Source organism: Citrobacter sp. Cb041, from assembly GCF_030336655.1.
In the GTDB taxonomy this organism is placed as follows: Bacteria; Pseudomonadota; Gammaproteobacteria; order Enterobacterales; family Enterobacteriaceae; genus Citrobacter; species Citrobacter braakii.
This window is the reverse complement of record NZ_JAOWDD010000039.1, coordinates 307,030-333,730: the sequence shown is the minus strand read 5'-3', so window position 1 is coordinate 333,730 and position 26,701 is coordinate 307,030. Positions and strand designations below refer to the sequence as shown.

The 26,701-nt window shown below is 48.5% G+C and carries 26 protein-coding genes and 3 pseudogenes; 22 read left to right on the top strand and 7 right to left on the bottom strand.

The window, feature by feature from the left end; all coding sequences use genetic code 11:
- Positions 1-16 precede the first annotated feature (16 nt).
- The 15 genes and pseudogenes from OGV52_RS14610 to OGV52_RS14540 all read left to right on the top strand — a co-directional run bounded on the left by OGV52_RS14610 (position 17) and on the right by OGV52_RS14540 (position 14,810).
- Positions 17-1,189, top strand: a complete 1,173-nt coding sequence (locus tag OGV52_RS14610; protein ID WP_169330083.1) for a phage tail tube protein — start codon at positions 17-19, stop codon at positions 1,187-1,189.
- Between the two features lie 62 nt (positions 1,190-1,251).
- On the top strand, positions 1,252-1,719 hold the full coding sequence (locus tag OGV52_RS14605) for a phage-derived protein YdaY family protein (protein ID WP_047418027.1): 468 nt from the start codon (positions 1,252-1,254) through the stop codon (positions 1,717-1,719).
- 149 nt (positions 1,720-1,868) lie between these two features.
- Positions 1,869-2,036 (top strand): hypothetical protein, encoded by a 168-nt coding sequence (locus OGV52_RS14600; protein ID WP_103766491.1) that lies wholly within the window; start codon positions 1,869-1,871, stop codon positions 2,034-2,036.
- A 194-nt stretch (positions 2,037-2,230) separates the two neighbouring features.
- The gene (locus tag OGV52_RS14595; protein WP_047418022.1) at positions 2,231-2,482 is read left to right on the top strand and encodes a hypothetical protein; all 252 of its coding nucleotides are present in this window, start codon (positions 2,231-2,233) and stop codon (positions 2,480-2,482) included.
- A gap of 61 nt (positions 2,483-2,543) precedes the next feature.
- Positions 2,544-5,711, top strand: a complete 3,168-nt coding sequence (locus OGV52_RS14590; protein WP_287108695.1) for a phage tail length tape measure family protein — start codon at positions 2,544-2,546, stop codon at positions 5,709-5,711.
- 80 nt (positions 5,712-5,791) lie between these two features.
- Positions 5,792-6,313, top strand: a complete 522-nt coding sequence (locus OGV52_RS14585; protein ID WP_149382832.1) for a hypothetical protein — start codon at positions 5,792-5,794, stop codon at positions 6,311-6,313.
- Between the two features lie 122 nt (positions 6,314-6,435).
- Positions 6,436-6,684: pseudogene (locus tag OGV52_RS14580) on the top strand (phage repressor protein); the annotation flags it as partial.
- 61 nt (positions 6,685-6,745) lie between these two features.
- Entirely contained in the window at positions 6,746-7,210 is a 465-nt protein-coding gene (locus tag OGV52_RS14575) for a hypothetical protein (RefSeq protein WP_047418010.1), read from the top strand.
- Entirely contained in the window at positions 7,207-7,695 is a 489-nt protein-coding gene (locus OGV52_RS14570) for a DUF1833 family protein (RefSeq protein ID WP_047418008.1), read from the top strand. Before OGV52_RS14575 ends, OGV52_RS14570 begins: the two co-directional genes overlap by 4 nt.
- A 9-nt stretch (positions 7,696-7,704) precedes the next feature.
- Positions 7,705-8,085 carry a hypothetical protein gene (locus OGV52_RS14565; protein ID WP_047418006.1) on the top strand — a complete coding sequence of 127 codons (381 nt, stop codon included), beginning with the start codon at positions 7,705-7,707 and terminating at the stop codon, positions 8,083-8,085.
- Positions 8,082-10,805 (top strand): host specificity factor TipJ family phage tail protein, encoded by a 2,724-nt coding sequence (locus OGV52_RS14560; protein ID WP_287108693.1) that lies wholly within the window; start codon positions 8,082-8,084, stop codon positions 10,803-10,805. Before OGV52_RS14565 ends, OGV52_RS14560 begins: the two co-directional genes overlap by 4 nt.
- A gap of 56 nt (positions 10,806-10,861) precedes the next feature.
- Entirely contained in the window at positions 10,862-13,267 is a 2,406-nt protein-coding gene (locus OGV52_RS14555) for a sialate O-acetylesterase (protein WP_072034388.1), read from the top strand.
- A gap of 270 nt (positions 13,268-13,537) precedes the next feature.
- A complete protein-coding gene (locus tag OGV52_RS14550; protein WP_047418003.1) occupies positions 13,538-13,861 on the top strand; it encodes an antibiotic biosynthesis monooxygenase family protein in 324 nt (107 codons plus the stop codon).
- A gap of 97 nt (positions 13,862-13,958) precedes the next feature.
- Positions 13,959-14,218, top strand: a pseudogene (locus OGV52_RS14545) (helix-turn-helix domain-containing protein); the annotation flags it as partial.
- A 289-nt stretch (positions 14,219-14,507) separates the two neighbouring features.
- Positions 14,508-14,810 (top strand): hypothetical protein, encoded by a 303-nt coding sequence (locus OGV52_RS14540; protein WP_052134162.1) that lies wholly within the window; start codon positions 14,508-14,510, stop codon positions 14,808-14,810.
- 188 nt (positions 14,811-14,998) lie between these two features.
- On the opposite strand, the gene OGV52_RS14535 is transcribed toward OGV52_RS14540, so the two are convergent.
- The 4 genes and pseudogenes from OGV52_RS14535 to OGV52_RS14520 form a co-directional block, all read right to left on the bottom strand.
- A complete protein-coding gene (locus OGV52_RS14535) occupies positions 14,999-15,508 on the bottom strand; it encodes an HNH endonuclease (RefSeq protein WP_052134161.1) in 510 nt (169 codons plus the stop codon).
- A 196-nt stretch (positions 15,509-15,704) separates the two neighbouring features.
- Positions 15,705-16,355, bottom strand: a complete 651-nt coding sequence (locus tag OGV52_RS14530; protein ID WP_101699969.1) for a hypothetical protein — start codon at positions 16,353-16,355, stop codon at positions 15,705-15,707.
- Positions 16,356-16,638: 283 nt separating this feature from the next.
- Positions 16,639-16,881, bottom strand: a complete 243-nt coding sequence (locus OGV52_RS14525; protein ID WP_003840850.1) for a DinI family protein — start codon at positions 16,879-16,881, stop codon at positions 16,639-16,641.
- A gap of 95 nt (positions 16,882-16,976) precedes the next feature.
- A pseudogene (locus OGV52_RS14520) lies at positions 16,977-17,078 on the bottom strand (hypothetical protein); the annotation flags it as partial.
- 122 nt (positions 17,079-17,200) lie between these two features.
- Here OGV52_RS14520 and OGV52_RS14515 point away from each other — a divergent pair.
- Both OGV52_RS14515 and OGV52_RS14510 read left to right on the top strand, forming a co-directional pair.
- Positions 17,201-17,590, top strand: coding sequence for a HumD family translesion DNA polymerase (locus OGV52_RS14515; protein WP_047417995.1), 390 nt, complete (start codon positions 17,201-17,203; stop codon positions 17,588-17,590).
- 694 nt (positions 17,591-18,284) lie between these two features.
- Complete coding sequence (locus OGV52_RS14510) at positions 18,285-20,282, top strand: BCCT family transporter (RefSeq protein WP_047418455.1); 1,998 nt, start codon at positions 18,285-18,287, stop codon at positions 20,280-20,282.
- A gap of 305 nt (positions 20,283-20,587) precedes the next feature.
- Here OGV52_RS14510 and OGV52_RS14505 read toward each other — a convergent pair whose 3' ends face one another.
- The 3 genes from OGV52_RS14505 to OGV52_RS14495 all read right to left on the bottom strand — a co-directional run bounded on the left by OGV52_RS14505 (position 20,588) and on the right by OGV52_RS14495 (position 22,413).
- Positions 20,588-20,854 carry a hypothetical protein gene (locus OGV52_RS14505; protein WP_047417991.1) on the bottom strand — a complete coding sequence of 89 codons (267 nt, stop codon included), beginning with the start codon at positions 20,852-20,854 and terminating at the stop codon, positions 20,588-20,590.
- A gap of 81 nt (positions 20,855-20,935) precedes the next feature.
- A complete protein-coding gene (locus OGV52_RS14500) occupies positions 20,936-21,817 on the bottom strand; it encodes a GGDEF domain-containing protein (RefSeq protein ID WP_287108691.1) in 882 nt (293 codons plus the stop codon).
- Complete coding sequence (locus OGV52_RS14495) at positions 21,811-22,413, bottom strand: GAF domain-containing protein (protein WP_287108690.1); 603 nt, start codon at positions 22,411-22,413, stop codon at positions 21,811-21,813. Before OGV52_RS14495 ends, OGV52_RS14500 begins: the two co-directional genes overlap by 7 nt.
- Before the next feature lie 256 nt (positions 22,414-22,669).
- Between OGV52_RS14495 and OGV52_RS14490 the strand changes: the two genes are divergently transcribed.
- The 5 genes from OGV52_RS14490 (at position 22,670) to OGV52_RS14470 (ending at position 26,700) form a co-directional block, all read left to right on the top strand.
- Positions 22,670-23,131, top strand: coding sequence for a hypothetical protein (locus OGV52_RS14490; RefSeq protein ID WP_047417989.1), 462 nt, complete (start codon positions 22,670-22,672; stop codon positions 23,129-23,131).
- Positions 23,132-23,362: 231 nt separating this feature from the next.
- Positions 23,363-24,091, top strand: coding sequence for a MerR family transcriptional regulator (locus OGV52_RS14485; protein WP_047417986.1), 729 nt, complete (start codon positions 23,363-23,365; stop codon positions 24,089-24,091).
- A gap of 205 nt (positions 24,092-24,296) precedes the next feature.
- Positions 24,297-24,731: a nuclear transport factor 2 family protein gene (locus tag OGV52_RS14480; protein ID WP_101699971.1), complete on the top strand. Its 435-nt coding sequence runs from the start codon at positions 24,297-24,299 to the stop codon at positions 24,729-24,731.
- A complete protein-coding gene (locus tag OGV52_RS14475; RefSeq protein ID WP_047417980.1) occupies positions 24,728-25,447 on the top strand; it encodes an SDR family NAD(P)-dependent oxidoreductase in 720 nt (239 codons plus the stop codon). Before OGV52_RS14480 ends, OGV52_RS14475 begins: the two co-directional genes overlap by 4 nt.
- Complete coding sequence (locus OGV52_RS14470; RefSeq protein WP_101699972.1) at positions 25,444-26,700, top strand: NAD(P)/FAD-dependent oxidoreductase; 1,257 nt, start codon at positions 25,444-25,446, stop codon at positions 26,698-26,700. The genes OGV52_RS14475 and OGV52_RS14470 overlap by 4 nt, the downstream gene beginning before the upstream one ends.
- The last annotated feature ends 1 nt before the right edge of the window (position 26,701 follow it).

Here is a 26,701-nt window from a genome sequence, read left to right as displayed (position 1 = left end):
CGATGGAGGTGACCGCATGTCGAGCGGCGCTAAGGTACTCTCGGCCTTTATCCGGGAGACGACACCAGGAATTACGCCTGCTGGCGTCTGGAATCTTCTCAAACGTACCAATTGGGGCGTTGGCCCGTCCCAGAACACCAACGATAACGATGAGATTGGTGGAACCCGAATGGCGCAGGGCGCTACGCTGGGGACGGTCGATGTTGGCGGCGATGTCGGGGCAAAATTCCGCTATGGCCAGCATGATGACTTTCTTGCTTCGTGTTTTGGCGCAGAGTGGGCAAGCAATGTGCTGACGATGGGGAATGACCGTATTTCCTTCTCTCTTGCGACATACGCTTCGGACGTTGGCATTGCCTCTATTGTTCGTGGCGCGCAGGTGAGCGTGTTCCAGTTGGAAGTTCCGAATGATGGCGACGTTACCGCGACAGTCACATTCGCCGGGCTGGGTTGGGACTCAAAAGCAGACGATATGAGTTACATCACAGGCACACCTGCTGATAATGCTGGCGAGTTGCGTTATTCGTTCAAAGAGGTCACTGCAATTAACCTGAATGGCGTCGATGGTGGTGATGGTTTCTGTATTGATACCTTTAACATCAAGTTTGATAACAACGTTCAGACTCAGCGTTGTATCGGTACCGGCTCACCGTATGCCGGGGCCAATATCCCGACTACGTTCACGCCGTCAGGTTCGATCACTTTGTCGTGGTCAAAAGCAGCGTGGGAGGTCTGGAGTAAAACGCTTACTGGCGCAACCGTGCCATTCAGTTTCACGCTGGCGAACGACGAAGGGCAATACACGTTTAACTTCCCGAAAGTGCAGGTCTCTGGCGACTGGCCGGATGGCGGCAATACCGACATTATTCAGGTTCAACTGGATATCACTGCAGCTGACGAGTCGCCGACGATTACCCGCGCTGTTACCGCCCCTGCCACGGCAATCAGCGTAACGCCAGAAACTTCATCAGGTGATGTCGGTACTTCCGTCACGCTGACAGCGAACCTTGCCCCGGCTGGTGCGACTGATGCTGTGCAGTGGGAGTCATCAGATCCGACTGTCGCAACGGTGGTATCGACAGGCCCAAAAACCTGCCAGGTAGTCAGAGCCGGCGCCGGCACCGCAACGATAACCGGTAAAGTGCGAGGCTTCACCGCCACCGCCGAGATTATCGTAACTGAACCATAAAATTTCCCTTGCCCGTTCCGCTCTCCATGGTGGCGCGGGCTTTTTTCATGCAGGAGTTTTTAATGATTATCCTAGCCCCACGAATTGATGTTGGTGGCGAGCGCTGGTTCACACCACTGAAAGGTCTGAAACCCATTGAAGGCCTGAAACTGCTCGTCAACAGCATTGATAACGACCAGTATCGCTCGCGTAATGCTCTTATCCGTCGTCATATTGAAAAAATGGACGCCAGTTACCAGGTTGGAACCAGCGAATTTAGCCTGTCAGCGGTCGGGGAAATAGACTCTGCTGATGATCTGCTTATCGACAACTGTGCGCATTACCTGCTCAAAGACTGGAAGGGCGTTGGTGAGTTTGTTGATGGCGAAGAAGTTCCGATTGAATACACGCCGGAACGCGGAGCTGCACTTCTGAAACAGGAGCCAGCGATTTACTGGCAAATTCTGGCGGAGGCAGCCAGCATCGCCCAGGGCAAAGAGCAGCAAAAGCAGGAAACCGTAAAAAAGCCATCGAAGCGCAGAAGTGGCTGAGTGAATTCGGCGGGGAGCGGGGTGAAAAGGCAAAGTGGCGAAGGGAGAAATTAAAACTCCCGCCAATTCCTGAGCCTGAGATTGATGCTGTAACGGGGGAGATACTCAACGCTTACGCAATGATTTCTCGCGGCAGACAGTATACCGGAATGGCTGGCGTACCGCTCCCGTTGTCCCTGCACGATATCGAGCGCTATCTGGCCTCACGTTCTATCCTGATTGACCGCACAGAGTTTGATGCTTCGATACTTGCCCTCGACGATGCCTGGCGGGATGAGTGGGCGAAGGAACAGAAAGGAAGCAGCAAGAAGAAATGAGCCTCGGTACAGTCCGGGGCTTTTTTATACCCGCAACAAATCGTGCATTCGCGTGCGCATCTTCCAGCAAGAGCTTTCCGTAGTGTGAGTCTGAGACAGGGTGGTGGATTTCATCGTACCGCTCTTGGCTGCCCATGTCTGGCCGCGTTCCCCGTCAAAGGGCAAATGAAGTTACTGTATGCGGCGGCATGAGCATGAATAACCGAATTGTTGAATGCGCCTCCAGAGCTGGGCGAGACTTCTCGGAGTTCATGAAAGGCGAGAAGAACATGGTGGAGGCGCTACGGTTTGCTGAAGAATTCACAGAGCAGTTACGCATTTACGGCTGCGTTAATCACCACTTTATCAAGTTCATGATGCTGAAGGCGATAATGAAGGTGTTCGACGATGTACAGCGTGAGGAAAAGCGTGAAGATCGCCGACGCAAACGAGCGACAGAAAAATGAAGACTGAACACTGAACACAACCTCGCTCTGGCGGGGTTTTTTTACGCCCGGAGAAAGGTAAATGACCGAACAAACATCACGCCTTGCTATTGTTCTGGATAGTTCCGGGGCAAAGAATAATGCCGATAATCTGGCGACGGCGCTGGCTAGAATCACCCAGGCTGGCGAGCAGGCGGAAAGGTCAACAGACAGCCTGAAGCATGAGTTCATTGATTACAACATAGTGCAAAAATCTGTTTCCAAAGAGACGCGGAACCATCGCCAAGAACTGAGTGAGCAACAGAAAGCTCTTGCAAAGCTAAGGGACCAGATTGACCCGGTTAGTGCGGCCTTGGATAAGCTGGATGACAGATATCAGGAACTCAAGAAATACCAGAAGGCTGGGATTCTGCCGGATGACGATTTCGATTATCTGGCATCTAAGCTCCGCGAGACAGAAAAAGCAATCAATGGTGAGGCGCTGGCTGAAAGAGCTGCTGCAAAAGCCAGGGATGAGCAAAGCGCGTCACTTCAGCGTCTTTCCGCTCAGCTTGACCCGATAGGTACGGCATTTAAAAGGCTGGCAGACCAGCAGAAGCAACTCGACAGCGCGAAGGCTTCTGGTATGTTGTCGCCGGAAAGATACGATGTGCTTTCTTCCAGCCTTGCGACTACCCGTAAGCAACTGGAAATCACCCAGGATGCAATGAAGAAGACCGGGGTCACGTCCCGCGCGATGGCGTACCAGATGCGCATGATCCCAGCGCAAATGACCGATATTGTCGTGAGCCTCGCTTCCGGTCAGGCTCCGATGACGGTCTTATTGCAGCAGGGCGGTCAACTTAAAGATATGTTCGGCGGTATCGGGCCAGCGATTAAAGGAGTTGGCGGATATGTGGCGGGGCTGATTAACCCGTTTACACTGGCGGCTGCGGCGGTCGGTGTTCTTGGTCTGGCCTATTACAAAGGCTCTAAGGATCAGGATGCGTATAATAAATCCATTATTCTTACAGGTGGCTATGCTGGTAAAACTGCCGGTGAGTTGCAGATAATGGCGAAGTCGCTTTCGACATTTTCAATATCCCAGAGTCAATTTGCTGAAAGTATTGCAAAGGTCGTTGGTACAGGCAGCTTTTCAGGCTCCAGCATTATGATGATAGCCGATACTGCTGAAAAAATGCGGGACTCGGTAGGAGTGTCAGTCGATGACACAATAAAACAGTTCCAGCGCATTCAAGACGACCCAGTAAATGCTGTAAAAGAGCTTGATAAATCGATCCACTTCCTCACCGCTACGCAGTTAGAGCAGATCACCACTCTTGCCGAGCAGGGCAGAAGCCAGGAAGCGGCGAGAATAGCCATGGAAAGCTATTCATCTGCAATACGAACCCGCTCAGAAGAAATAAAGGCTAGCTTAGGCTCACTGGAAACAGCCTGGAACTGGCTTGGTGACGCTGCAAAAAGCGCATGGGACAAAATGCTGGATATCGGTCGCGTGAAGACGACCAAGCAGCAAATAGATGAAATTGAGCGAAAACTTGTTGAGTTCCAGACGAATCCTGTAAGTAAGGGGCTGTATTTTAATGAGACCGGACTTACCGCTGATGACCTGAAAAATGAACTGAAGAAGCTGCAAGAAATTGATTTTCGCGAAAGCCTGGACAACGCCAGAGAGCAGGCAGATAAAAACGAAGAGGAAAGGAAAAAGCGCGAATTTAATGCGACAAAGAAACTCAACCAGCAATATGAAAACGAGGAAGAGCGTCACCAGCGCACACTGAATGAAATCAGGAATTCAGGGGCAAGTCAGGCGGCAATTGATCAGGCTATCCAGCGTGAAAATGCTCGTTATGAGAAGTCGCTACAGAAGGGAAATCGCGGCAGAAAAGGAAAATCCTACACTGAGGACGCTGCGACCCGGTTGCTCGACCAGATAAACCAGCAAACTGCCGCGATGCAGTCTCAACTGAACGCCGGCGACAAGCTGAACAGCGCTACACAGGCGCGAGTAAAGTTTGAACAACAGATTGCTGACCTCAAGTCTAAAACGCAACTCACCGCCGATCAGAAGTCAATTCTGGCGCGTTCTGAGGAAATCCTTCAGGCGTACAAAAATCAGGAAGCGTTGCAAAATTCGGTTAAGACGCTGGATGACTACCGGAAGATGCAGGAGCAGGTTCTAACAAAGGATGAGCAGACAAATAACCTTCTTAGAGACCGCCTCGAGCTTCTGGAAAAGGCAAAAGCGACCGGGCAATTGATGCTGGGAGAGTATGAACAAACCCGTTCAAATATTCTCGGTAGTACAACTGCACAGCTACCAAGTTCGGTAAAGAAAGTGACTGGCAGTCTTTCGCCTGTGGGGGGCGAGCTATCTGGTTCGTGGGGAGGCATTCAGCAACAATTGCAGGAAATACAGCGAGCGCAAATGGATTTAGATATGTGGCAAGCTGATCAGCTCGCTGCATATCAGCAAATGGATCTGACGACGAAAGAATATGAGCAAAAGATGTATGAGACGCGGAGATTGTATGCCGATCAGACGGCGGCGTTGAGCAATCAGAACTTCCAGATTCAGACCGCAGCCACTCAGTCTATGTTTGATAGTGTGGTTTCAATAGCGCAAACAGGATTTGGTAAGCAGTCAGGGATTTATAAGGCTGCATTTGCTGCAAGCAAGGCATTTGCGATTGCTCAGTCCCTGATTTCTATCCAGCAGGGTATTGCTATGGCAGCAGCCAATCCATTTCCTTACAACATTGCGGCAATGGCGTCTGTTGCAGCAGCTACAGCTAGTATTGTTTCCAATATATCGACAATTTCTGGCGTTGGCTTCGCAACTGGCGGCTATACCGGCCCCGGTGGTAAATACGACCCGGCTGGCATTGTTCACAAGGGCGAGTATGTTTTCGATAAAGCATCAACGAACCGGATCGGGGTGACTCAGCTTGATGCGCTTCGGAATGGTAAACCGCTTGATGCAACGCTCAGTAGGCCGGGATACGGAACGGGCGTTCAGAGTGTCAGCAACAACAACAGCAATACCACCATCATCAGCCCTACAGTCATAGTGCCTCCGATTACTATTAACGGCAACCCATCTGATTCTACCGTTATGCTTGTCCAGCAGGCAGCTGCGAAAGGGGCAAAGCAGGGATATCAGCAGGTGGCTCATGATCTTGCTAATGGGAGAGGTGACGTATTTAAGGCTCTCTCCGGCAAGTACAATGCGGGAAGGAAGATAGGTTGATTGCATGCAAGGACGCCCCACATTGCCATGCACCCGGCCTGTGATAACATCAGGTTATGTTTACTGTTGGGGATAGGGATATGAAAAAATTATTGTTAGCGGCTTTTGTCGCTTCATTTTTGACTGGATGCGCTAATAATCAAGGGCAGGAAGCTATAACCGGAGTTGATCGTCATAGCGGAAGTAAGACGGTGTTAATGCAGCCACATGGAACTGATTGCAAAAGTATGCAGTGTATAGCAATTGGAGCTTTCTGGGCTGAAAGTGAGAAAGATACCGCCCTTCTCAATATTTCCCTGATGAACACTACTGATTTTGTTAGAAGTGCCTACTTGGAGATAGATGGCAAAAAGTATCAACTGCGTGATGGTGGCGATCTTACTCGTTATGAGCGTCCTTTAGCTAACTACTCAGCATATGCACAGTCCCGCAAGGATTACCTTGTGCCCTTAGACTTAATCAAGAAATTATCAACAGCTAAAAAGGCTTGGATTTTTGTTGAAACTGGTAGTGGCGTGATGTCGGATGCAATCATTGATTCACAAGGTGACAGCAAGGCGTTTTACGCCATGCAAAGATTTCTTAAGCAAATTCCATATTAAAGACGCATAGCCCACTCAGGTGGGCTTTTTAACAATTAGTGCCATTTACTTGATGCCCTCAAGATATCTCTAACTCACCATATCTACTCATACTTCATCGTATCTAATTGCGGGTAAGAGTCCATGACGCTATCCCGCTGCCGGTGATTGAAGAGCATTATTACACGGCAGCAGAGGCTGGACAGAAAATCGGCGTCAGCGCCAATAAAATCGGCCGCATAGCTAACGCGAATAACCTCAAAACTGAGCTGTACGGCAAATTCTTTCTGGATAAGTCGGATCACTCCACTAAGCAGGTTGAAGCATTCCGCTATAACACCAACGGCATTGAATCTCTTCGCCATCTGAACCATGGTGCTGATGTTGCCTGACGGATAACAAATTTAGGTCAAGAACCCGCTTAACGGCGGGTTTTTTATGCCCGGAGGAAAAGTGGCAGAAAAATACTACCCCCACGACTATCTCCCTATGCCGCTTCAGGATGGCTATGCATTTCAGCCAGTCAGTCCGTTAATGCGTACCGAAATGACAACCGGCCGTGCCCGCCAGCGCCGGGCATTCATTTCCACGCCAACACAGGCAAATGTGCAGTGGCTTTTTGAAACGGACATTCAGGCCCAGCTATTTGAGGCCTGGTACCGCGAAACGATCACTGACGGTGCTGACTGGTTTTTTATGCGACTACAGACCCCGCTGGGCGTTGAGTTCTATAAATGCCGGTTCACCGATATCTATCAGGGGCCGACGCTGGTCGCCCCGATTTACTGGCAGTTCTCCGCGACGCTGGAGCTATGGACACGTCCTGTTCTTGGCGATGGCTGGGCTGAGTTCCCGGATTACATCATCAACAGCAGCATCATTGATATTGCACTTAACAGGGAGTGGCCCGAAGCATGACCAGCCCGACTTTAAAACGACTGTACGCCTCTTCCGGTGAAGAGGTCATTATCAAAACCCTACAAATCAACATCGGTGATGATGCTCTGTATCTCTGTGATGGCTATGACGACATAACCGCGACAACGGAAACCGGCGAAGAAGTGACATTTATCGCAAGCACCATCGACGTTGCGTTACCTGCGCGAAACAGCGACGGTACACAGGATCTACAGTTTGCAGTCTCTAACATTAATGGCGAGGCATCGACATCCGTGCGTAGCGCGCTGGAAAACTTGCGTGGCGCCACAGTGACTTACCGCCAGTTTACCTCTGACGATTTAACCGCTCCCGCCGAACGTCCTTATACCCTGACGGTTAAAAACGGGTACTGGACCGCGACGCAGGCGCAGATTATCGCAGGGTACATGAACGTGCTGGATACAGGCTGGCCCCGCTATCGCTACACACTCCCGTTCTATCCTGGCCTTCGTTACATGAGCTAAGGAGTTTCAATGTTCAATCAAGATAAATACCTTTCAGTCACATGGCTGAAGGGCGGACGCGCTTACCCTGAACTTGACTGTTTCGGCATCGTGAATGAAGTGCGTCGCGATCTGGGGCTTCATGAATGGCCTGATTTTGCCGGAGTGACTAAAGACGATGGTGGCCTTGACCGAGAAGCAAAAAGTTTCTCACTGACTCTTTCCCAATGCGAGCCATGCGCTGGTGCAGGGGTTTATTGCTATTCCGGTTCAACGGTGACGCATGTTGCAGTCGTGGTGGATATCAACGAGCAACTTTATGTTGTGGAATGCAACCCAAAGACCAACGTGACCATCCTTCCATTGCCGCGCTTTATGCGTCGGTTTGTTAAAGTGGAGTTCTGGCAGTGACTATCAGAATTTATCCATCCCGGTTACCCGGCGAGCCGCTGGAAATACATGAACATGGCGTACTGACTCTTCATCAGTGGTTGTCGAGCAACGTTGATAATTATCGTTCAGATATTAAACACCCGATTGCGGTTGAAGTTGATGGCGAAAATATTCCCGCAACGGAATGGTTCGATTATGTCATAGCCCCATCCAGTGAAGTACGTATCTATCCGATCCCTTACGGGCTGGAGGCCGGGACAATTGCGTGGATAGCTGTTGCTATTTCTGCCGCATCCGTTGCATATGCGCTATTTTTTGCACCAGGCGCGGTCGATCCGGGAGGGTATTCATCAGGAACAGGCAATTCACTCGATGTAAACCCGGCTAAAGCCAACCAGGCTAAGCTTGGGGAGCCGATTCGTGAGCTGTTCGGACGCCGCCGAATTTACCCCGATTACGTAGTACAGCCGGTAACCCGCTTCAGCCAGGATGATCCGACAGTGATGACCGTTGAAATGTTCGTCGCGCTGGGATTCGGACAATTTTCATTCGGCAAAGGGGATATGCGTATTGGTGCCACGCCTGTTTCATCGCTGGGTGATAGTTTCGCGTACACCGTTTTTCAGCCCGGCCAGAATGTGGCTGGTGATCGCCGTAGCGAAAACTGGTTTAACTCCACTGAAGTTGGAGGCACCAGCTCTGGCGCCGGGCTGGATATGGCCCAGACGGCGCCGGACAAGGATGATGTTGTTGCGCAGTCACTGACGGTGTCTGGAAGCACAATCACGTTTAACGGATTAAGCGCTGACGACGATACTGCAACAAACGAGCTGCCTGATTCGTGGATTGCTGGCGCAACGGTTGAGCTAATCGTACCCGATCAGTTTGTTGTAACCAACGATGGCGCATACAGCCGAATTACCAGTGACAATCTGGCGGAACTCGCCCCTTATGTCGGCATGCCGGTAACGCTCTGGTACAACAGCGTCGACTATAGCCTGTTTATCGCTTCGTATACGCCGCATGCAGACGCGACAGAGGAAGAAGAGGAAGTCACCGCCTCGGTAACGCTGGCTTATGAGAGTGACACCGGCACGCCTTTTACGGGTATTCCAGAGGGGGATATCAGGCTTTCCGTTTCTCACGCCGGATATCAGTACAAAATTTTCGACGTTGACGGCACAAGTGTGACTCTTCAGCGCTTGATTGACGGCGTTGTCAATAACACATGGCCGGGTTTCGTTGCGCGCACCGTGCTTGATTTTGACGCATCTGGCGTTAACCAGAATGATTCCTGGATGGGGCCGTTTCTGGCATGCCCGGATAATGAAACCATCGACATGTTTGAAGTGAATTTCTTCTTCCCGAATGGCATTTGCTGGTACGACAAAAAAGGGAGAAAACAAAACAGAACGGTTCGCTGGGAAGTTCAGTACCGCGTCTATGGCTCTGGTTCTGGATGGTTGAGCAAAACCGGCTCGTATAATACAAAAAATATAAATGGTCTTGGTTTTACTGAGCGCATCACGCTGAGTTCTCCTGGCCTTGTTGAAGTGCGGTGTCGACGCACTAACGAGCAGGGACAGGATAACAGCCGCGATAATATGTACTGGCAATCGTTGCGTGGCCGCCTTCTGACCTCGCCGTCATCGTACGCTGGCGTAACGACGATGGGTGTCACGGTGGAAACAGGCGGCAAGCTGGCCGCTCAGTCCGATCGCCGGGTGAACGTGGTAGCGACAAGGATTTACGACACTGGCGCACCAAGAAGCATCTCTGGCGCCCTGTACCACGTTGGTAACTCGCTGGGGCTGGATATGGACACCGACGCCATTGATGCGCTGGAAAGTGCGTACTGGACGCCTGGCAATGAGTTTTTCGATTTCGAGACGACTGACAGCACATCTGCGCTGGAGGTTTTGCAGAAGATAGCCAACGCCGGGAAAAGTTATTTTCTGCTGACGGACGGGCTTGCTTCGGTTGCGCGTGAAGGCGTAAAGCCATGGTCCGGGGTTATCAGTCCGCATGAGATGACTGAAGACCTGCAAACTGCATTCGTTGCTCCCTCCGGTGACGATTATGACGGTGTTGATGTCACGTATATCAACGGAACGACCTGGGCTGAGGAGACGGTACAGTGCCGGACCCCGGATAATCCAACCCCTGTCAAAATCGAAGACTACACTCTTGATGGTGTGCTTGATCGTGATCGCGCGTACCAAATCGGCATGCGCCGGTTGATGAAGTATCAGCAGCAGCGGCTGACCCATACGACATCTACTGAGCTGGACGCACTTTGCTATAACATCGGCGACCGTATCGTGCTGACTGACGATATACCCGGTAGCCAGACGGTCAGCACACTGATTGAGTCGATGGCGTCTGTGGATGGCACAACGACATTCACGGTGACAGAGCGGCTTGACTGGTCGTTTCCAAATCCTCGCGTGCTGATTCGTTATCAGGATGGTTCGGCTTCCTCACTAATGGTGGCGACCAGTGCAGGTGATTACCGGGTTTCCGTACCTTACCTGGCGACGTTCGATGACATGATTCTTGATGATCCCGGCATTGAACCGCCACGCCTGATTTTCTGCGACTCTTCACGAGTGGGCTATAACGCTCTTGTCTCAGAGATAGCCCCGCAATCTGACGGCACATGTCAGATAACGGCGAAACAGTATAAAACCAGCTTCTACGATCACGACAATGCAACATATCCCGGCGATACAGCCTGATTTCACCTACTTAACTATCACCCGCTTCGGCGGGTTTTTTCGTTTATGAGGCTCATATGACGACTTATAACACCGGCAACTCGCTGGGATCTGCTGCTGCAAAAGACCTTAACGATAACGCGCAAAACATGGATTATCTGATGAATGACCAGGTGAATGATCGACGCAATGATCGTCTTGGACATTCCCGTAAAACCTGGCACGGTATGGAGTCAGCTCATGAGAAACAACTTGCCCGCTTTTCTGCTGCCTTTCAGGAATTTCTTGTTAAGTCCGGATATGACTTTCTCGGCGATTACGAGGACGGTCCTCTTACTTTCACTGCACGAAATCAGACAATCCGGTATCAGGGGCAGTTCTGGAGACTGAATACAGCAACGGATGTTCCGTTCACGACACGCGGAACGGATGCCATAAGCTGGGCAGAGGATGTTAATCATCTGGTCCTGATGGACGCTGACATGCTGCGTCAGGAACTGGCACTACCGGATGGAGCCTGGCTGGTAGGACTGGGTGATTTGACGCTGGGTGAGATACTGGCTCAGAAAATCTTCATTATTGTCATTACCGGACAGTCGAATGCAGTCGGTGCAAATAGTGGAGGGCCTAATCCGGCAAGCGATAAAATCGTTATCTGGGATGGTGCAACGGGCGACTGGGGAAGCAGTGATTATACCCGTCCACCGCTGTCACGCTCCAGTCCGAACGGGAACGGCGGCAACAACAATATAGCGCTGGCATTTGCACATCGCCTTGTGGATGAGTTTAAGGCAGAAAAGGTGTTCATCATCTATGATGCGGCAGGTGGGCGTTCCATTGAGGACTGGACAGGGGAGGGGGTTAACTCAGTCCGCTACGCAGCGATAAAAGGCAAGGTTGAAGCGGCGCTGGCCTCACCGGAAATTGTCGCCACAGGGAAGACGAGAGTCGATATGGTTGTCTTTGCGCAAGGGGAAGCTAACGGACTGACAGATACCATTACGGATTACCGCAGCAAGCTTGCCACGCTGGACAGGCAGTTTCGTGCTGAAAGCTGGATGTCTGATACCACACCGATGTTTATCATGGGTATGAGCGGATTACACATGCGTTACCAGGTCTGGCAGGCGCAACTGGATTATTGTGAAAACCACAACCGCAACTGCATTTATGTGAACTCTGCAGGACTAAAGACACAATACGACGTTGATGGTGCGGGAGATTACACGCACTGGCTGGGTACATCCCTTTGGGAACATGGCTATTATCGAATCTGGCAAGCACTGCATGAACGCGGGGTCACACACCGCCATACTCTTGCAGCGTTCTCTGCCCGGGGGGCGGGTCCGTGGAGTGGCGAGGCCATCGCGCTGGCAAAATTTTCGAGCCTGGTAAGTGCAGGCTCCACAACGGGTGATTTTCCGGCGAACGGCCCTGCTGCGTCGCACGCGATTCACTGGGGTTATCAATGTACAGCTGCAAATAATGCGCTTGCTGGAGGGTATCAGGTAACGATGGAGTCCGGTGCGAGTTATTCTATAGCATGGGGCCGCCTGAATATGTTTGCTGCTCAGGCGCAAAACTCAGCAGCTTTCGGTTACGGCAATACCATTAATACTCCCTACGCTTTTGCCGGTGGGAGAGGACATACAATCGCAGATCCTTACTGCGCGGCACTTGGCGGATTCTCTGAATACAAAACCTCGCTGGCAGATCCTGTAAGGTTCCAGGTTGGCATCGGTAAGGCTGAGGCTTCGCCAAAAACCGGTTTTGCCGTATTTGAGTCAGGCAGGTCACTGTTCGCGGGTAACATTGATTTTAAAACGGATAATAATTCCTCTGTAGGGACGCCGAGCGCACGCGCGTCAGTTATCTATGCGGGTACTGCTGCAATCAACACCTCTGATATAACGACGAAAAAATCACGTGGAGCGTTAACCGATGCTGAATTACGGGCATGGGCTAAAGTGCCGCCGACAATTTATCAGATACTGGAGTCACTGAATGAAAAAGGTGAGGACGCGCGGCTACATGCAGGGCTGATTGCACAGGATGTTGCTACGGCGTTTGAATCTGAGGGGCTGGATCCGCGCCGTTACGCGTTGTTCTGTGAAGACGAAATATTCGAAGAAGTATTCGAACCTCAAATCAGGACTGTTTCACGTCAGAAGCGTGGGCCGGGAGTTATCAGGGAGTCCGGTATTGTTGACGGCGTAGAAGTTACGGTCGAGCGTAGAGTAGAAGACGCGCTTCAGTACAAGCTTGTTAATGATGAGTTCGTGCCAGAGATTGAAGAAGTGGAAGAGACAGTGATGATTCCGGTTCGAAAGTCAGCAGGGATACGCCTCGGGCTGCGTTATACAGAATGCCTTATTTTTGAAGCTGCTTATCAGCGCTCTGTCAGCACTAAACTGGCGGCGCGCCTTGATGAGCTTACTGTTCCGGCACGTTACGCAGCCAGGTGCGGGAACAGTAATAGCTAAAATCCAACCCGATCAGTATCTATTCCACTTTTCCGACGAACATATCAGGGCCAATCTGCTGGATGTCTATGACACTACCGGGGCGGGGTCAGTCCAAAAATGACTCTGAGGTGTCTGTTAAATCCGTGGCGATTCATCTCCTGTTCATCGTTCAGTTAGCTTTTATCCGTTTCCTCCACTTCTTACGCAGCATACATACTTCGGTGCTGGCCGAAGCGTCATACTTTCGTCGGTAATAAACTGATCGGAAATTAACGACGGAGCTAAATCATGATTGCGGTACTTTTTGAAGCTGACGCCCTGCCAGAGGCACAGGAAAGATATCTTCAGCTTGCTGCCGAACTGAAGCCTTTACTGTCAGACACGCCGGGTTTTATTTCTATTGAGCGCTACCAGAGCCTGAGCGCGCCCGGAAAAATTCTTTCTTTGTCATGGTGGGAAGATGAGGAATCTGTAGCAGGATGGAAGCAAAATGTTATGCACTTGGCAGCACAGAAAGAAGGTAAACAGTCAATTTTTTTATTCTACAGAATACGTGTTGCCAGAGTGTTCCGTGATTACTCTTCTGATAAGGAGGCACATCAGCATGTATGACATTCACGTCATTCTAAGCAATACTCCGGGTTCGCTGCCTCACTTGGCAGTGTGCTGGGCAAAAACGGTGTGCGCCCTGATGGATAGGCGCGCGTGGACAGTCATGGGGAGATTCTTCTTTCATGTCATGGGGCGTTGGCGGAGATGGAGAGAGAGCTTATTGTTGAGCGAACACGGGTTGGCTTAGCTGCTGCGCGCGAAGATGGTCGGATCGGCGGCAGACGGCCAAAGTTAAGCGCAGAAGAGTAGGCTCAGGCTGGAAGGTTGATTGCTGCAGGTGAGTCAAGAAAACGTGTGGCTATAATTTATGATGTCGGGGTGTCCACGCTATACAAAAAATTTCCTGCGCGGTGTTGAGAAGACGCCACGCGTCGTCGTATGCAAGAACGGGCGGCGGCGAACTGGCGAACGTTCGATAGTGCGAGTATTGAATGATTGCCAGTCCGCTTTGAGCGAGGAGCAGACATTGTAACTTTCGCAAGCTGATTTTGAGATAGGATGGCTTTCACTTGGCTGGCATTGTGTAATGCCGTCATAGAATATGCATAATAACTTTCTTCAGCGACTAACTATTCATCATAAAATCGATATTATTGTAGAGGACAGGCGTTTCTGGCCACATTGTCTCTACAAGGAAAAACTGAAAATGAGATTTATAACACTGTTTACATTACTTTTCGCTCTTCCCCTCCATGCCGAAGACCATGATTATGGTCCTCCCATCTCTAGATGCTTGAACAAACATACTATTCCCTATATCAACACGACGATTCCTGCTGAGAATATTGTTAATGATGCTTATAAGGAGTGCGAGGATATCGTTAATGAATGGAATAATGAGCGTGCATCCTTGCCCAAGGAAATGGTAATCAAGCAGAATAAGGAATTTAGGGAGATGTATGTCAGGATGATTGATACCCGCAGGAAAACAGATGTTAACAAAAGATGAAGGCTTTGTTTTACTTCATTTTGTAAAGTAGCGCTCTTAGGGCCAGGTAAAATCTCGCATTAAGCTTTCCTGAAAGGCAGTTTTGAGCGAAGATCGGGCATTTCCTTAAAAGAAAATTTAAATCTAATGTAAAGTAAAACTTAACATTAAATAGACCGGTCAAACTGAATGACTATAATTATTTTAATTTATAAAGTGGCCTGACTAAATATTTTTTTCAAAGCTTCCCTAACAATATACACCTTGGTTGCATCAGAAATTCTACCACCATGTGCTCCTGCCTTTTTGAACAACTCACTGAAAATTTCTTTGATAAGAATTTCATTAACTGCCATTTGAGTTTCTTTATTATATTTATCCATTTCCTGTTGGATTAGTCTTAACATGCTTTCCATTTCAGTAGGTTGCTCATTCATCCATTCAATAAGCGCAGATTCATTAGCAATATCTGGGCTTTCTCTATGGCATTTATTGCATAGCAGAATATAATTTGAGACATCATTACTTCCGCCTAGTGAGTGAGGGATAATATGCGCCCTCTCCAATTTTGAGGATTCGCGGCCACAGCAGACACATACATTGAAATCACACGCATTATCATAGCGCGTATCATCCAAACCTCTTTGAATTCCATTGTCAATCCAGTACTGCCAGATCTTTTTTTTACTTGGTGCGTTTTGTCTAGGAACTACTGCCATATTACTGCTCCTCAAGAATTCAAACAGTTGATTAGAGATCAGCTGACCTGCGCCCTATAGATTAACACACTACGCTGTTAGCAACGTCCGCTCCTGGCACAGAGCTGACGTGCTAACTAGGCCAAAGGTCAGCTGTAGAGCGGAAGCGGACTTAATGGTCTTAACAGCTATATTGGCCTATTTTATAATTTACGGCCTACCCGTTTCTACAATGATTGCGCATGGAATAGTTGTCATTAATTAATTTTTGGATTTTACTTATTCTTTTTCCAGATCTAAAAATGATCATAAATTGCCAAGAAAATATAAATGTCATAAACATAAAAAAGATCAATCCTATTGTTTTAAAAATTATCTCACCGAATTCAATAAATCCTACGCCTCCCATCGAACTTGCCCTATCAATTGATTTCATCATTTCAAGCATAAGATAAACAGATGTAAAGTAGCATATAGATAAAGACGAAAAACAAATGAGCATGCTAATTAACCTACTAGTTAATGTGTTATATGTGTCTGAATACCCCACTACAATACGATTGTTACTCTCTGAGAATTTAAGAATATCAAGTAATTTTCTACCAAATGAAAAAAGCTGGATGATTTCCAATGCATTATTATAATGGAGTAGTTTTTTTAAAATATTGAATGGGATAGGTCTGCTGTTATGTATTCTAGATACACACACTTGGATTATATAAGGAGTTGTTCTCTTATTACTTAGTTCTTTAGAAAGAGTATCAACAATGCCAGTTTTATTCCTATTATTACCATGAATAAAACTCACCCATAATGAAAAAAATGAGATAGCTATAGGGAGAAAGGCAAAAATAAGAGATATTTTCATCAGAAATCCTAAATTTTCAATTAGAAAGTTATGAAATTCGACAAGAGACGCCCAATAATATAACTCTTAACCACAGATAAATGCTATGAAAATTTGTTAATGTCACTGATAATAGGTAGGTTGACAGCAATGACCTGCCCGTCGCTTATTAAAGCAACTAAGTGTGAGCAACTTCCGCTTTTGGCACAGAGTGGACTGTCAGGTTAGGTTTGGCTCTGTGCCATAAGACTGCCAGCTCAGGTCTGAGCTAATACAACTCAAGCGATATGATGGTTCAAGGCGTTTAATCTGAAACCAGCCACATATCAGCCTCTTCAAACATTTCCTGAACAGTACGGCTTATCTGTTCCTTCTCATGCTTGCTGGCGTCAGTGTTGATCGCCGGCAGCGTCATCATCGGTTTAACCCGGACATCAGCATCGGGGAAAATCCGGTGAACCCTCTTGGTCAACTCGCCCAGAATGATATCTTTTGCACCGGGCAGACCATCAAAATTCCTTTTGTCATAAACGAGTTCCACGAACATTGCTTATTGCCTCTTTACTGGATGGATACACAGTATTTATACTGTTTTTTTATCCAGTATTCAAGAAGGGGTTAATGATGCCACGACGTAGCGATATTGAAATAGCCTGGCATGCTTCGATACAGCGAGAACCGAATGGTCGGAAGACTGTCACCACACAGCGGTTTGTCCAGGAACTGGGTAAGGTTAACTGGCACTGGACGCCGAAGCAGGCCAACGATTGGATAGAATGTTATGTGACAACATTCCGCGATGTCTCCACGCAGGAAGGCGAGAACCGAACCTTTCAGCTGTTCAATCCAAACGGAGGACTATAGCCATGGGGTTCCCTTCACCGGCCAGCGATTACGTTGAAACGAGGATCTCACTCGATCAGCAGCTTATCAGCCAGCCAGCAGCGACTTACTTCATGCGGGCATCGCGTTCACATTTCAGGGAAGGGATACTCCAGGGAGCGCTGCTTGTGGTAGATGCGTCACTTACTGCCTGCGATGGTTCACTGCTGATATGTGCAATCGACGGGGAGTTCAGGATCAAGCGATATCGGACTCATCCTCAACCCCATCTGATTAATCTGGAGAGCGGGAGAAGGGAGGCGCTACCAGTAGATGATGACGGTTACGGTTCTGCACCCGCTATATTCGGGGTGATTACTTACATCATTAATGATGCCAGCAATGCGGAGTTTGATGACTGCCCGGTGATGTAGATAGAAACACATCATGGGCAAGAATAATTATGCTCAATTGGTGGTTATTTGACCATTTATGATCTTGGTAAGATTTTAGTTAAAAATATTAGATATCAATCACAAAGATTTAATGACAACCATCTTTGTAATGACTATAAATTTACCCACTCGCTAAGGATATAGCGTATCCAATATGCACTGCTGTGTAATTACGGGGTCTGTTGATGTCAGCAGACACCCGGTTTTTCATCATCAACTACACAGTCACTGTACTGCCAGGCAAATTTAAAAGTTATGGTTGTGTTTCTCCCCAGTTATTCCCCGGAGTATCCCCCGCTCAGAAAACAGACATAAAAAAGCCGTAACAGGCTGGTTCTTAGATGATTTTTGGTCGGCACGAGAGGATTTGAATCTCCGATCTCCCCATGACGACGAGCCGCCGTCTTAAGGGCTGCTATGTGCCCAGAAGCAGACGCTGGTCATTCGTAATCAATATTGCTTCAATTAACGTATATCCCAAGTCTGATGCAGATTATGCAAATTTAATGCCCCAAGAAGTGGAAGGCTGACTAGCTAAGGAGCCCTTTAAAAATATGAATATATAAGATGATTTGTATCGAACCTCGTTGCACCATGCGTTCCGATTTTTGCTACTCTATGAGTGGTAGTACCCTTTATCCAATGCGGATTTAAATTAATGGAATAAATGATTATGAGTGAAAATGATATAATCCCAAAGAAGTCTAAAAGCCAGATTAACAAAGCAGTATTCTTTACATCTGCTTTGTTAATTTTCCTTCTTGTCGCCTTTGCCGCCGTATTCCCGGATGTTGCCGACAAAAATTTTAAACTACTTCAACAACAAATCTTCACGAATGCCAGCTGGTTCTACATCCTGGCTGTGGCCCTGATTTTACTGAGTGTCACGTTCCTGGGACTCTCACGCTACGGCGATATCAAGCTGGGCCCGGACCATGCGCAGCCTGATTTCAGCTACCACTCCTGGTTTGCGATGCTTTTTTCGGCAGGGATGGGGATCGGCCTGATGTTCTTTGGCGTTGCCGAACCTGTGATGCATTATCTTTCGCCCCCCGTCGGCACTCCAGAGACCGTTGCGGCAGCGAAGGAAGCAATGCGTCTGACCTTCTTCCACTGGGGCCTGCACGCATGGGCAATCTATGCCATTGTGGCGCTGATTCTGGCGTTCTTCAGTTACCGTCACGGTTTGCCTTTAACGCTGCGCTCCGCACTCTATCCCATTATTGGCGATCGCATATACGGGCCTGTAGGCCATGCGGTTGATATTTTCGCTGTTATAGGCACGGTCTTTGGCGTTGCTACATCGTTGGGTTACGGTGTTTTGCAGGTGAATGCCGGTTTGAACCATCTTTTCGGGATACCCATTAATGAAACTGTGCAGGTCATTCTGATCGTGGTCATCACGGGGTTAGCGACGATTTCAGTGGTGTCGGGCCTGGACAAGGGAATACGCATCCTGTCTGAGCTCAATCTGGGCCTGGCGTTGTTGTTGCTGGCGCTGGTCCTGTGTCTGGGACCAACCGTGCTTCTGCTGAAGTCATTTGTGGAAAATACGGGCGGTTATCTTTCAGAACTGGTGAGTAAAACGTTCAACCTTTACGCGTATGAACCTAAGTCGAGCAACTGGCTGGGAGGCTGGACATTATTGTATTGGGGATGGTGGCTTTCATGGTCGCCGTTTGTGGGGATGTTCATCGCACGGGTATCCCGCGGCCGAACCATTCGCGAGTTTGTCACCGGTGTGCTGTTTGTTCCTGCCGGCTTTACGCTCATGTGGATGACGGTATTTGGTAACAGCGCGATCTATCTTATTATGAACCAGGGGGCGACTGACCTCGCCAATACCGTTCAGCAGGATGTTGCTCTGGCCCTGTTCAATTTCCTGGAGCATTTCCCGTTCTCCTCCGTACTGTCATTCATTGCAATGGCGATGGTCATTGTCTTCTTTGTCACATCTGCTGATTCGGGGGCAATGGTTGTAGATACTCTGGCATCAGGTGGGGTGGCAAACACACCCGTCTGGCAGAGAATCTTCTGGGCCTCGCTCATGGGAATTGTTGCTATTGCGCTTCTCCTTGCAGGAGGGCTAAGCGCGCTGCAAACGGTGACAATAGCAAGTGCATTACCCTTCTCAGCTATCTTATTGATATCCATATACGGACTGTTAAAAGCCCTGCGTCGGGATTTGACTAAGCGTGAAAGCCTGAGCATGGCGACTATTGCTCCGACGGCTGCACGTAACCCAATTCCGTGGCAGAGAAGGTTGCGCAATATAGCTTATCTGCCGAAGCGTTCTCTTGTGAAACGCTTTATGGACGACGTTATCCAACCCGCCATGACGCTCGTTCAGGAAGAACTGAACAAGCAGGGGACGATAAGCCATATCAGTGACGCTGCCGATGATCGTATTCGACTTGAAGTCGATTTGGGCAACGAGCTGAATTATATTTATGAAGTGAGGCTTCGCGGGTATAACTCACCGACATTCGCCCTAGCTGCGATGGATAATGATGAGCATCATGCTGAACAACATCGATATTATCGCGCTGAGGTCTATCTCAAAGAAGGTGGTCAAAATTATGATGTGATGGGCTGGAATCAGGAACAGCTTATTAATGACATACTCGACCAGTATGAAAAACATCTGCACTTCCTGCACCTAGTTCGTTAATATCCACATGCTGTCATGGAAGGCAGCATTTATTTATTCCGACCGCAACCCGAGGAAATGCAGAAAGAATTCACGGTGACCATATAGATATCTGATAGATATTTAATAAAGTCAATTTATTTTGATTTATAATATGGCAACAATTCTAATAAAAAAACCATGGTTGTGGGGCAAGCTATTGGGTTGTTGATAAGGAAAGGGCAAAGCATTCGCGTGAGGATGGGCGTCTGCTTTGTGCCAAGCGGACCTTGAGTGCTAATTATACTTTTGGAAACAGCAGCACAGGTTCTTACGCCATCACCAGATTATTTTTTCAATGGAAAAAGATGCAGGGTATTAGCTGCCAACGGGTATATCCCCAGCATTCGGGTTGACTCCTTCAGTTCTTCAAGGCTAGCGTTCTCCTGGGGCATACGGCCGCCCCAGATGGTTATGCCTTCCGACAGGTGCGCGGGGCGGCCTTGTTTCTCTTCACTGATTTCTATTGTTTCACCATTACTCAGTGTGATAATTAGAGATGCCACTTCCATAGGCTGGTTTTCTCCATTAACGTTCTTAAGTTCTACCTTCATCAAAATACTCCTGTAGCGAGTTTGTGAATGCTGCTCCATGCCTAGTAAGCACACTTACTGATAGCAAGAAAGACCACTAGATTAGTCCTGATGGTCTGCTAAATTGACTAATTTTACCTTATTTCGCCCAGACCTTTTAGCATCATAGAGTTTGGTGTCTGCCACTTTCAATAAATCATCAAAGGTAATAAGCTTCCCTTCTCTCGGATGGTATGTCACTGCACCAATACTGATCGTGACCGATCTTCTGAGCGAACTCAGTTTCTCAATGCTTTTCCTTAATCTTTCACAAGCCAAAAAACAGTCTTTTTCATCCGTTTCAGGGAAAAGCATGATAAATTCCTCACCGCCAAATCGTGCGACCTTATCTTGGCTTCGTAGGTTATGGCTAAGTTCTTTGGCGATATTCTTAAGTGCATAGTCACCTTCCTGGTGGCCATAGGAATCATTATATGATTTAAAAAAATCGATATCGGCAATGGCAATTGACACAGGTGCGGGATCTCGCGCAATTCTGGTCATTTCATTCTCAAACCAACGCATAAACTTTCGGCGATTCGCAATCTCTGTCAGGCTGTCTTCAGTAGCCATTCGCTCAAGCATAGTATTAATTTTGTGTAATTCTTCCTTTTGCTTTTTGAGCTCAATTTCCATCGTTTTACGCTCATTAATACTTTGTATCTGAGCAATATAATATTTGACTTCACCATTATCTTCGCGTACCAAAGAAACACTCAGAAGTATCCAGATATAATTCCCTGTTGCTGTCAGATATCTCTTTTCTAGTTGGTAGAAGGGAATTTCTCCTCGAGAAAGAGCATCTAATTGTTTTAAATCAGTGCTTAAATCATCGGGGTGGGTTATATTTTGAAAATTGATAGAAAGCAGATGGTCTTCAGTATATCCCAGCATACGGGTCAGTGAATTGTTGACTTTTTTCCATTGGCCAGAAGAGGCTACCAACGCCATCCCGATAGTTGAATTTTTAAAAATAGATTCGAGTATGTCATTGTTTTTTGTAGTGCTGAAATAACAATTTCATTTTCACTGATTAATAAATTGATCTCGATTAACGAACCAATACCCTCAGCCATTAAACTAATGAATTCATAGTCATCCTCAGAGAATGATATGGATCTTATCTGAGTGGATGAGAAATTAATTGTACCCCACAATTTTTCCCTCACCCATATTGGCGCTGAGATATAACTCTCCAGCCTCATACCAATGTAGACCGGATGGGAATTAAAGTCAGGATGTGTTCCTGCATGTTCAACGCTTATTATTCTTCTTTCTCTGACCACTTGTTGACAATAAGTGTTTTTCAGTTCAAACACCATACCAGCTGAAATGTCTCCACTTGTTGGTGAAACCGCAAGTAGAGAGTAACGCTCACCCTCTATCTGACTAATAATACCAAGAGACAGGTCAAAGGCTTTTAATCCTTCATTCAGAATAGCCAGGTATTTATCTTCAGGAGAAGCATGTCTCTTGGCCAACGCCTCATAAAGGAAGTGAATTCGGTTGATATTAACGTTGTTTTCTTTCATTTTTAACATCGCATTATCTTTTCGTCTTTTTACGCATAAAAGAGGGTTGCTATTCGGCCTTGATTAGTTTTCTACATTGTACCGTAGCGACAGCAGCCGGTATTTGAATAACTATCTTGCTCATCGCCCCTTACTGCTTAAAAATTTATCAAAAAATCGAATGGTGACACTCTTTTTATAACAGGTATCTACGATCTTGACTAAGATTTTAGAAGGGCAGCTATGCGCTGCTTCTCATCTGGGCTTATCATCGTAAGGTCGCACTATGTGTACAAAAAGGGTAATTATTTGCCTGTCAGTAGCTTCTGTACTGTTCACATCCACTACATGGGCTATCAATAAAGATTATCGGCACAAACTTGAGCAGTCTGGTTGTACTCAGGTTTCTGAAGCGCAGGGTTGTGATATCAACAAATCTAAAGATGAAAATGCAAAAGCTGGTTTTGTTAATGAAAGCAGCGATACCACAACATCAGCAACCAGTCCTTATGCAGGTAAGTGGTTAGCTTTGAGTGATAGCGGTGTTACGGTTGCAAACATCAGTATTGATAAAAATGACAAAGTCATCGTCAATGGAAAGAGCGTACATGCCACAAAATCAGACGGTGTGCTGCAGTTCAAGCAGGGGATGGTGATTTATACTATCCAGGGAGATCGTCGGGTGAAAGGTGAGGATGTCTGGCGGGATACGGATGCCGGAACGCAGGGGAAAATCTTCAAAAAGTAAAAATATGTTCGGAACAATAGCTTGCAAGAAACCGTAAGGTTAATAGTTAAAACATATCAATTAGTTAGAATTGATCAACAAATTGCGTACTATTCTCAGATATTTTTTCTTAACGTCTCCCTGAAGGTGGTTGTATGGTATTTAGCAATCGTAAGGTAAGTAGTTTTCACTTATCTAATCCAACGTAGTTCGTAGTATATTAAGGGTATTCTTTGTTATCAGGTGTTCTGTATGTCCTATTCCATCGGTGAATTTGCGCGGCTTTGTGGAATAACCGCCACGACGTTGCGCGCCTGGCAACGTCGTTATGGACTTCTCAAACCACAGCGTACGGATGGTGGGCACCGGTTGTATAACGATGACGATATTCAGCAGGCGCTTAAAATTCTCGATTGGGTGAAAAAAGGCGTACCGATAAGCCAGGTAAAACCGCTGCTGGCCCGCCCTGGAGCCAAGCGAACAAATAACTGGCTCGCCCTGCAGGAGAGTATGCTGCAGCGGCTGAACGAAGGGAAAATTGAAACCCTGCGCCAGCTTATTTATGACGCAGGCCGCGAGTATCCTCGCCCTGAATTGGTGAGTGAGGTTTTGCGCCCTCTGCGAAGCCAAGTCTCAGCTAATGTGCCGGCTATAATGACGCTGCGTGAAATCCTCGATGGTATTATTATTTCTTACACCTCGTTTTGCCTGGAAGGGGATAAGCGTGCGCCGGGCGATAACTACCTGATTACCGGCTGGCATCTTACGGACCCCTGCGAGATCTGGCTTGAAGCGCTTTGCCGCACGGGACAGGGGCATCGCATTGATGTGCTTCCCGTACCGCCCGCGACGCTTGCTCCTGAGATTTTCCCCGAGCGCAAATGGTTGTTAGTGACCTCTGGTAAGCTCACCGCAGCGCGTAAAAAACAGATAGACCTCTGGCAACAGCAGGTTAATTTCCTCGATGTGATCCCGCTTTAATCCCCTGTGATTACCTTTCCTGTGTGTGTCGATTGGCCACTGTATTAGTGGCTGTTGGATAATTTAACTCAAAAAATTAAATTTTTAATTTATTGAATTAAATGAGTTTATAAAAAATCTCCAGCAAAAACTTGGACAAATTAAAGTGTTTGTGTAAGTTTTAATTATGCCGCGACGTCATGTGGTTCACTTAAGGGTAAGAGTTATGCGCGCACAGCCATCCGTTATCGACAGGTTTATGGATTACTACGCCAGTTTGGATCGCCAGCCCGTCCCCGCGCTTGCTGGGTTGTACGACGTGCATGCAGTACTTGTCGATCCCTTCGGGGAACATAACGGGCTGTTTGCCATCCAGCGCTATTTTTCGCACCTCCTGGGAAATGTAAACGCTTGCCGTTTTGCCATAGATCCTCCGCTATGTGAGAGCGGGCGGTTTGCCGTGACGTGGACCATGTACTGGTCGCATCCGCGCATTGCTGGCGGAGAAATACGATCTTTGCCGGGATGTTCAATGGTAGAGACGCATGGCGATAAGATTTTTCGCCAGCGAGATTACTACGACGCGGGTGAGATGCTTTATGAGCATCTGCCGCTGTTGGGCTGGGCCGTTCGCGGCGTTAAAAGGAGGGTGCGCGGATGATGACTGTCCTCATTACCGGTGCAAGCTCCGGGATTGGTGCCGGGCTTGCAAAGTCATGGGCCGATGACGGCTGTCAGGTGATTGCCTGCGGTCGCAATCCAGAAAGGCTGGAACAGCTGCGCCAATCCAATGCCAACATCACAGTACGCCTGTTCGATATGACAGACAGGGACGCCTGTCGCCAGGCGTTGGCGGACTGCAAACCCGAACTGGTTATTCTCTGTGCCGGGACCTGCGAATATCTCGACCAGGGCTGGATAGACGCCGAGAAGGTTGAACGGGTGATGGCGACGAATTATCTGGGTCCCATCAACTGCCTGGAAGCGCTTCAGTCGCAGTTAACCTCCGGTAGCCGCGTGGTGCTGGTCAGTTCGATGGCGCACTGGCTGCCGTTCCCACGGGCAGAAGCCTATGGTGCGTCTAAAGCGGCGCTAACCTGGTTTGCTAATAGCTTGCGTCTGGACTGGGAGCCGAAAGGTGTCTCCGTGACCGTCGTGTCGCCAGGATTTGTCGATACCCCGCTTACCCGTAAAAACGATTTTGCCATGCCGGGTCAGGTGAGTGTTGATTCTGCGGTGAAGGCGATTCGCCGTGGCCTGGCGAAAGGAAAAAATCATATTGCCTTCCCGACAGGCTTTGGCGTGCTGCTACGTCTGTTGGCCGGGCTGCCTGAGAGTCTCCAGCGCGCGTTGCTGCGCAGGATGGTGCGTTCATGAAAATTGCTATCATTGGCAGTGGTATTGCCGGATTAACCTGCGCCTGGCGTCTGGCCGGACACCATCAGGTGACGCTGTTTGAAGCGGCGTCGACCCCTGGCGGCCATACTGCGACGGTGGATGTGGCGACCCCGCAGGGGAATTTCGTGATTGATAGCGGCTTTATTGTCTATAACGACCGAACCTATCCGCGTTTTATGGGCTTGCTGAGCGAACTCGGTATCCAGGGGCAAAAAACGCAGATGAGTTTTTCGGTGCATAATCCGCAAAGCGGTCTGGAGTACAGCGGTCATACGCTGACTTCTTTGTTCGCCCAGCGTCGGAACCTACTCAACCCTGCATTTTGGGGTATGTTGCAAGAGATTGTCCGTTTTAATCGTCTGGCGAAACAGGCATTAAATGAGGTCGATGCGAACGCGACGCTACAGACCTTCCTCGACCAGCACCACTTCAGCGCGTTCTTTGCGCGTCATTACATTCTGCCGATGGGCGCAGCCATCTGGTCATCTTCGCTTCAGGAGATGCGCCGTTTTCCGCTTCCGCTGTTCTTACGCTTCTTTGAGCACCATGGCCTGCTGGATATCCGGGATCGCCCGCAGTGGTACGTGGTGCCGGGCGGATCGCGGGAATACATCCGTGTCATATTGGCGAAGCTGGGCGATCGTCTGACATTGCACCTTAATGCCCCTGTTCAGCAGGTTATTCGCTACGACAGCGGCGTCAAAATCCAGTTGGCAGGATCGGTACAGACATTTGATCAGGTGATCTTCGCCTGTCATTCCTCGCAGGCATTGGCTTTGCTTGAAGATGCGACCCCCGCAGAACGCGACGTGCTGGGCGCAATTGGCTGGCAGCGTAACGAGGTGGTGTTGCATAGCGATCGCCGCTGGTTACCGGTACGCGAACGCGCGTGGGCAAGCTGGAATTACCGTCTGAGTGGACAAGATCGTGCCAGCGCCTGCGTCACCTATAACATGAATATACTCCAGGGCTTACCTGAAGGAAGCCCGCTATTTTGCGTGACCCTCAATCCAGACACTCCAATTGACGATCGATTCGTCTGGCGACGCTTTGTTTACGAGCATCCATTGTTTAACCCTGAAAGCTGGCGGGCGCAGGCTCGCCGCGCTGAGATCAACGGCCTGCATCGGAGCTGGTTCTGCGGTGCCTATTGGTTCAACGGTTTTCACGAAGATGGCGTACGCAGTGCACTGGACGTGGTGTACGGCATTGCTGCAGGAGAGGGGCGCTAAG

Excerpts from the sequence above, each read along its gene's own strand:
- OGV52_RS14610 (WP_169330083.1), top strand. The coding sequence starts at position 17 with ATGTCGAGCGGCGCTAAGGTACTCTCGGCCTTTATCCGGGAGACGACA.
- OGV52_RS14605 (WP_047418027.1), top strand. The coding sequence starts at position 1,252 with ATGATTATCCTAGCCCCACGAATTGATGTTGGTGGCGAGCGCTGGTTC.
- OGV52_RS14600 (WP_103766491.1), top strand. The coding sequence starts at position 1,869 with ATGGCTGGCGTACCGCTCCCGTTGTCCCTGCACGATATCGAGCGCTAT.
- OGV52_RS14595 (WP_047418022.1), top strand. The coding sequence starts at position 2,231 with ATGAATAACCGAATTGTTGAATGCGCCTCCAGAGCTGGGCGAGACTTC.
- OGV52_RS14590 (WP_287108695.1), top strand. The coding sequence starts at position 2,544 with ATGACCGAACAAACATCACGCCTTGCTATTGTTCTGGATAGTTCCGGG.
- OGV52_RS14585 (WP_149382832.1), top strand. The coding sequence starts at position 5,792 with ATGAAAAAATTATTGTTAGCGGCTTTTGTCGCTTCATTTTTGACTGGA.
- OGV52_RS14570 (WP_047418008.1), top strand. The coding sequence starts at position 7,207 with ATGACCAGCCCGACTTTAAAACGACTGTACGCCTCTTCCGGTGAAGAG.
- OGV52_RS14565 (WP_047418006.1), top strand. The coding sequence starts at position 7,705 with ATGTTCAATCAAGATAAATACCTTTCAGTCACATGGCTGAAGGGCGGA.
- OGV52_RS14555 (WP_072034388.1), top strand. The coding sequence starts at position 10,862 with ATGACGACTTATAACACCGGCAACTCGCTGGGATCTGCTGCTGCAAAA.
- OGV52_RS14550 (WP_047418003.1), top strand. The coding sequence starts at position 13,538 with ATGATTGCGGTACTTTTTGAAGCTGACGCCCTGCCAGAGGCACAGGAA.
- OGV52_RS14540 (WP_052134162.1), top strand. The coding sequence starts at position 14,508 with ATGAGATTTATAACACTGTTTACATTACTTTTCGCTCTTCCCCTCCAT.
- OGV52_RS14535 (WP_052134161.1), bottom strand. The coding sequence starts at position 15,508 with ATGGCAGTAGTTCCTAGACAAAACGCACCAAGTAAAAAAAAGATCTGG.
- OGV52_RS14530 (WP_101699969.1), bottom strand. The coding sequence starts at position 16,355 with ATGAAAATATCTCTTATTTTTGCCTTTCTCCCTATAGCTATCTCATTT.
- OGV52_RS14525 (WP_003840850.1), bottom strand. The coding sequence starts at position 16,881 with ATGTTCGTGGAACTCGTTTATGACAAAAGGAATTTTGATGGTCTGCCC.
- OGV52_RS14515 (WP_047417995.1), top strand. The coding sequence starts at position 17,201 with ATGGGGTTCCCTTCACCGGCCAGCGATTACGTTGAAACGAGGATCTCA.
- OGV52_RS14510 (WP_047418455.1), top strand. The coding sequence starts at position 18,285 with ATGAGTGAAAATGATATAATCCCAAAGAAGTCTAAAAGCCAGATTAAC.
- OGV52_RS14505 (WP_047417991.1), bottom strand. The coding sequence starts at position 20,854 with ATGAAGGTAGAACTTAAGAACGTTAATGGAGAAAACCAGCCTATGGAA.
- OGV52_RS14495 (WP_287108690.1), bottom strand. The coding sequence starts at position 22,413 with ATGTTAAAAATGAAAGAAAACAACGTTAATATCAACCGAATTCACTTC.
- OGV52_RS14490 (WP_047417989.1), top strand. The coding sequence starts at position 22,670 with ATGTGTACAAAAAGGGTAATTATTTGCCTGTCAGTAGCTTCTGTACTG.
- OGV52_RS14485 (WP_047417986.1), top strand. The coding sequence starts at position 23,363 with ATGTCCTATTCCATCGGTGAATTTGCGCGGCTTTGTGGAATAACCGCC.
- OGV52_RS14480 (WP_101699971.1), top strand. The coding sequence starts at position 24,297 with ATGCGCGCACAGCCATCCGTTATCGACAGGTTTATGGATTACTACGCC.
- OGV52_RS14475 (WP_047417980.1), top strand. The coding sequence starts at position 24,728 with ATGATGACTGTCCTCATTACCGGTGCAAGCTCCGGGATTGGTGCCGGG.
- OGV52_RS14470 (WP_101699972.1), top strand. The coding sequence starts at position 25,444 with ATGAAAATTGCTATCATTGGCAGTGGTATTGCCGGATTAACCTGCGCC.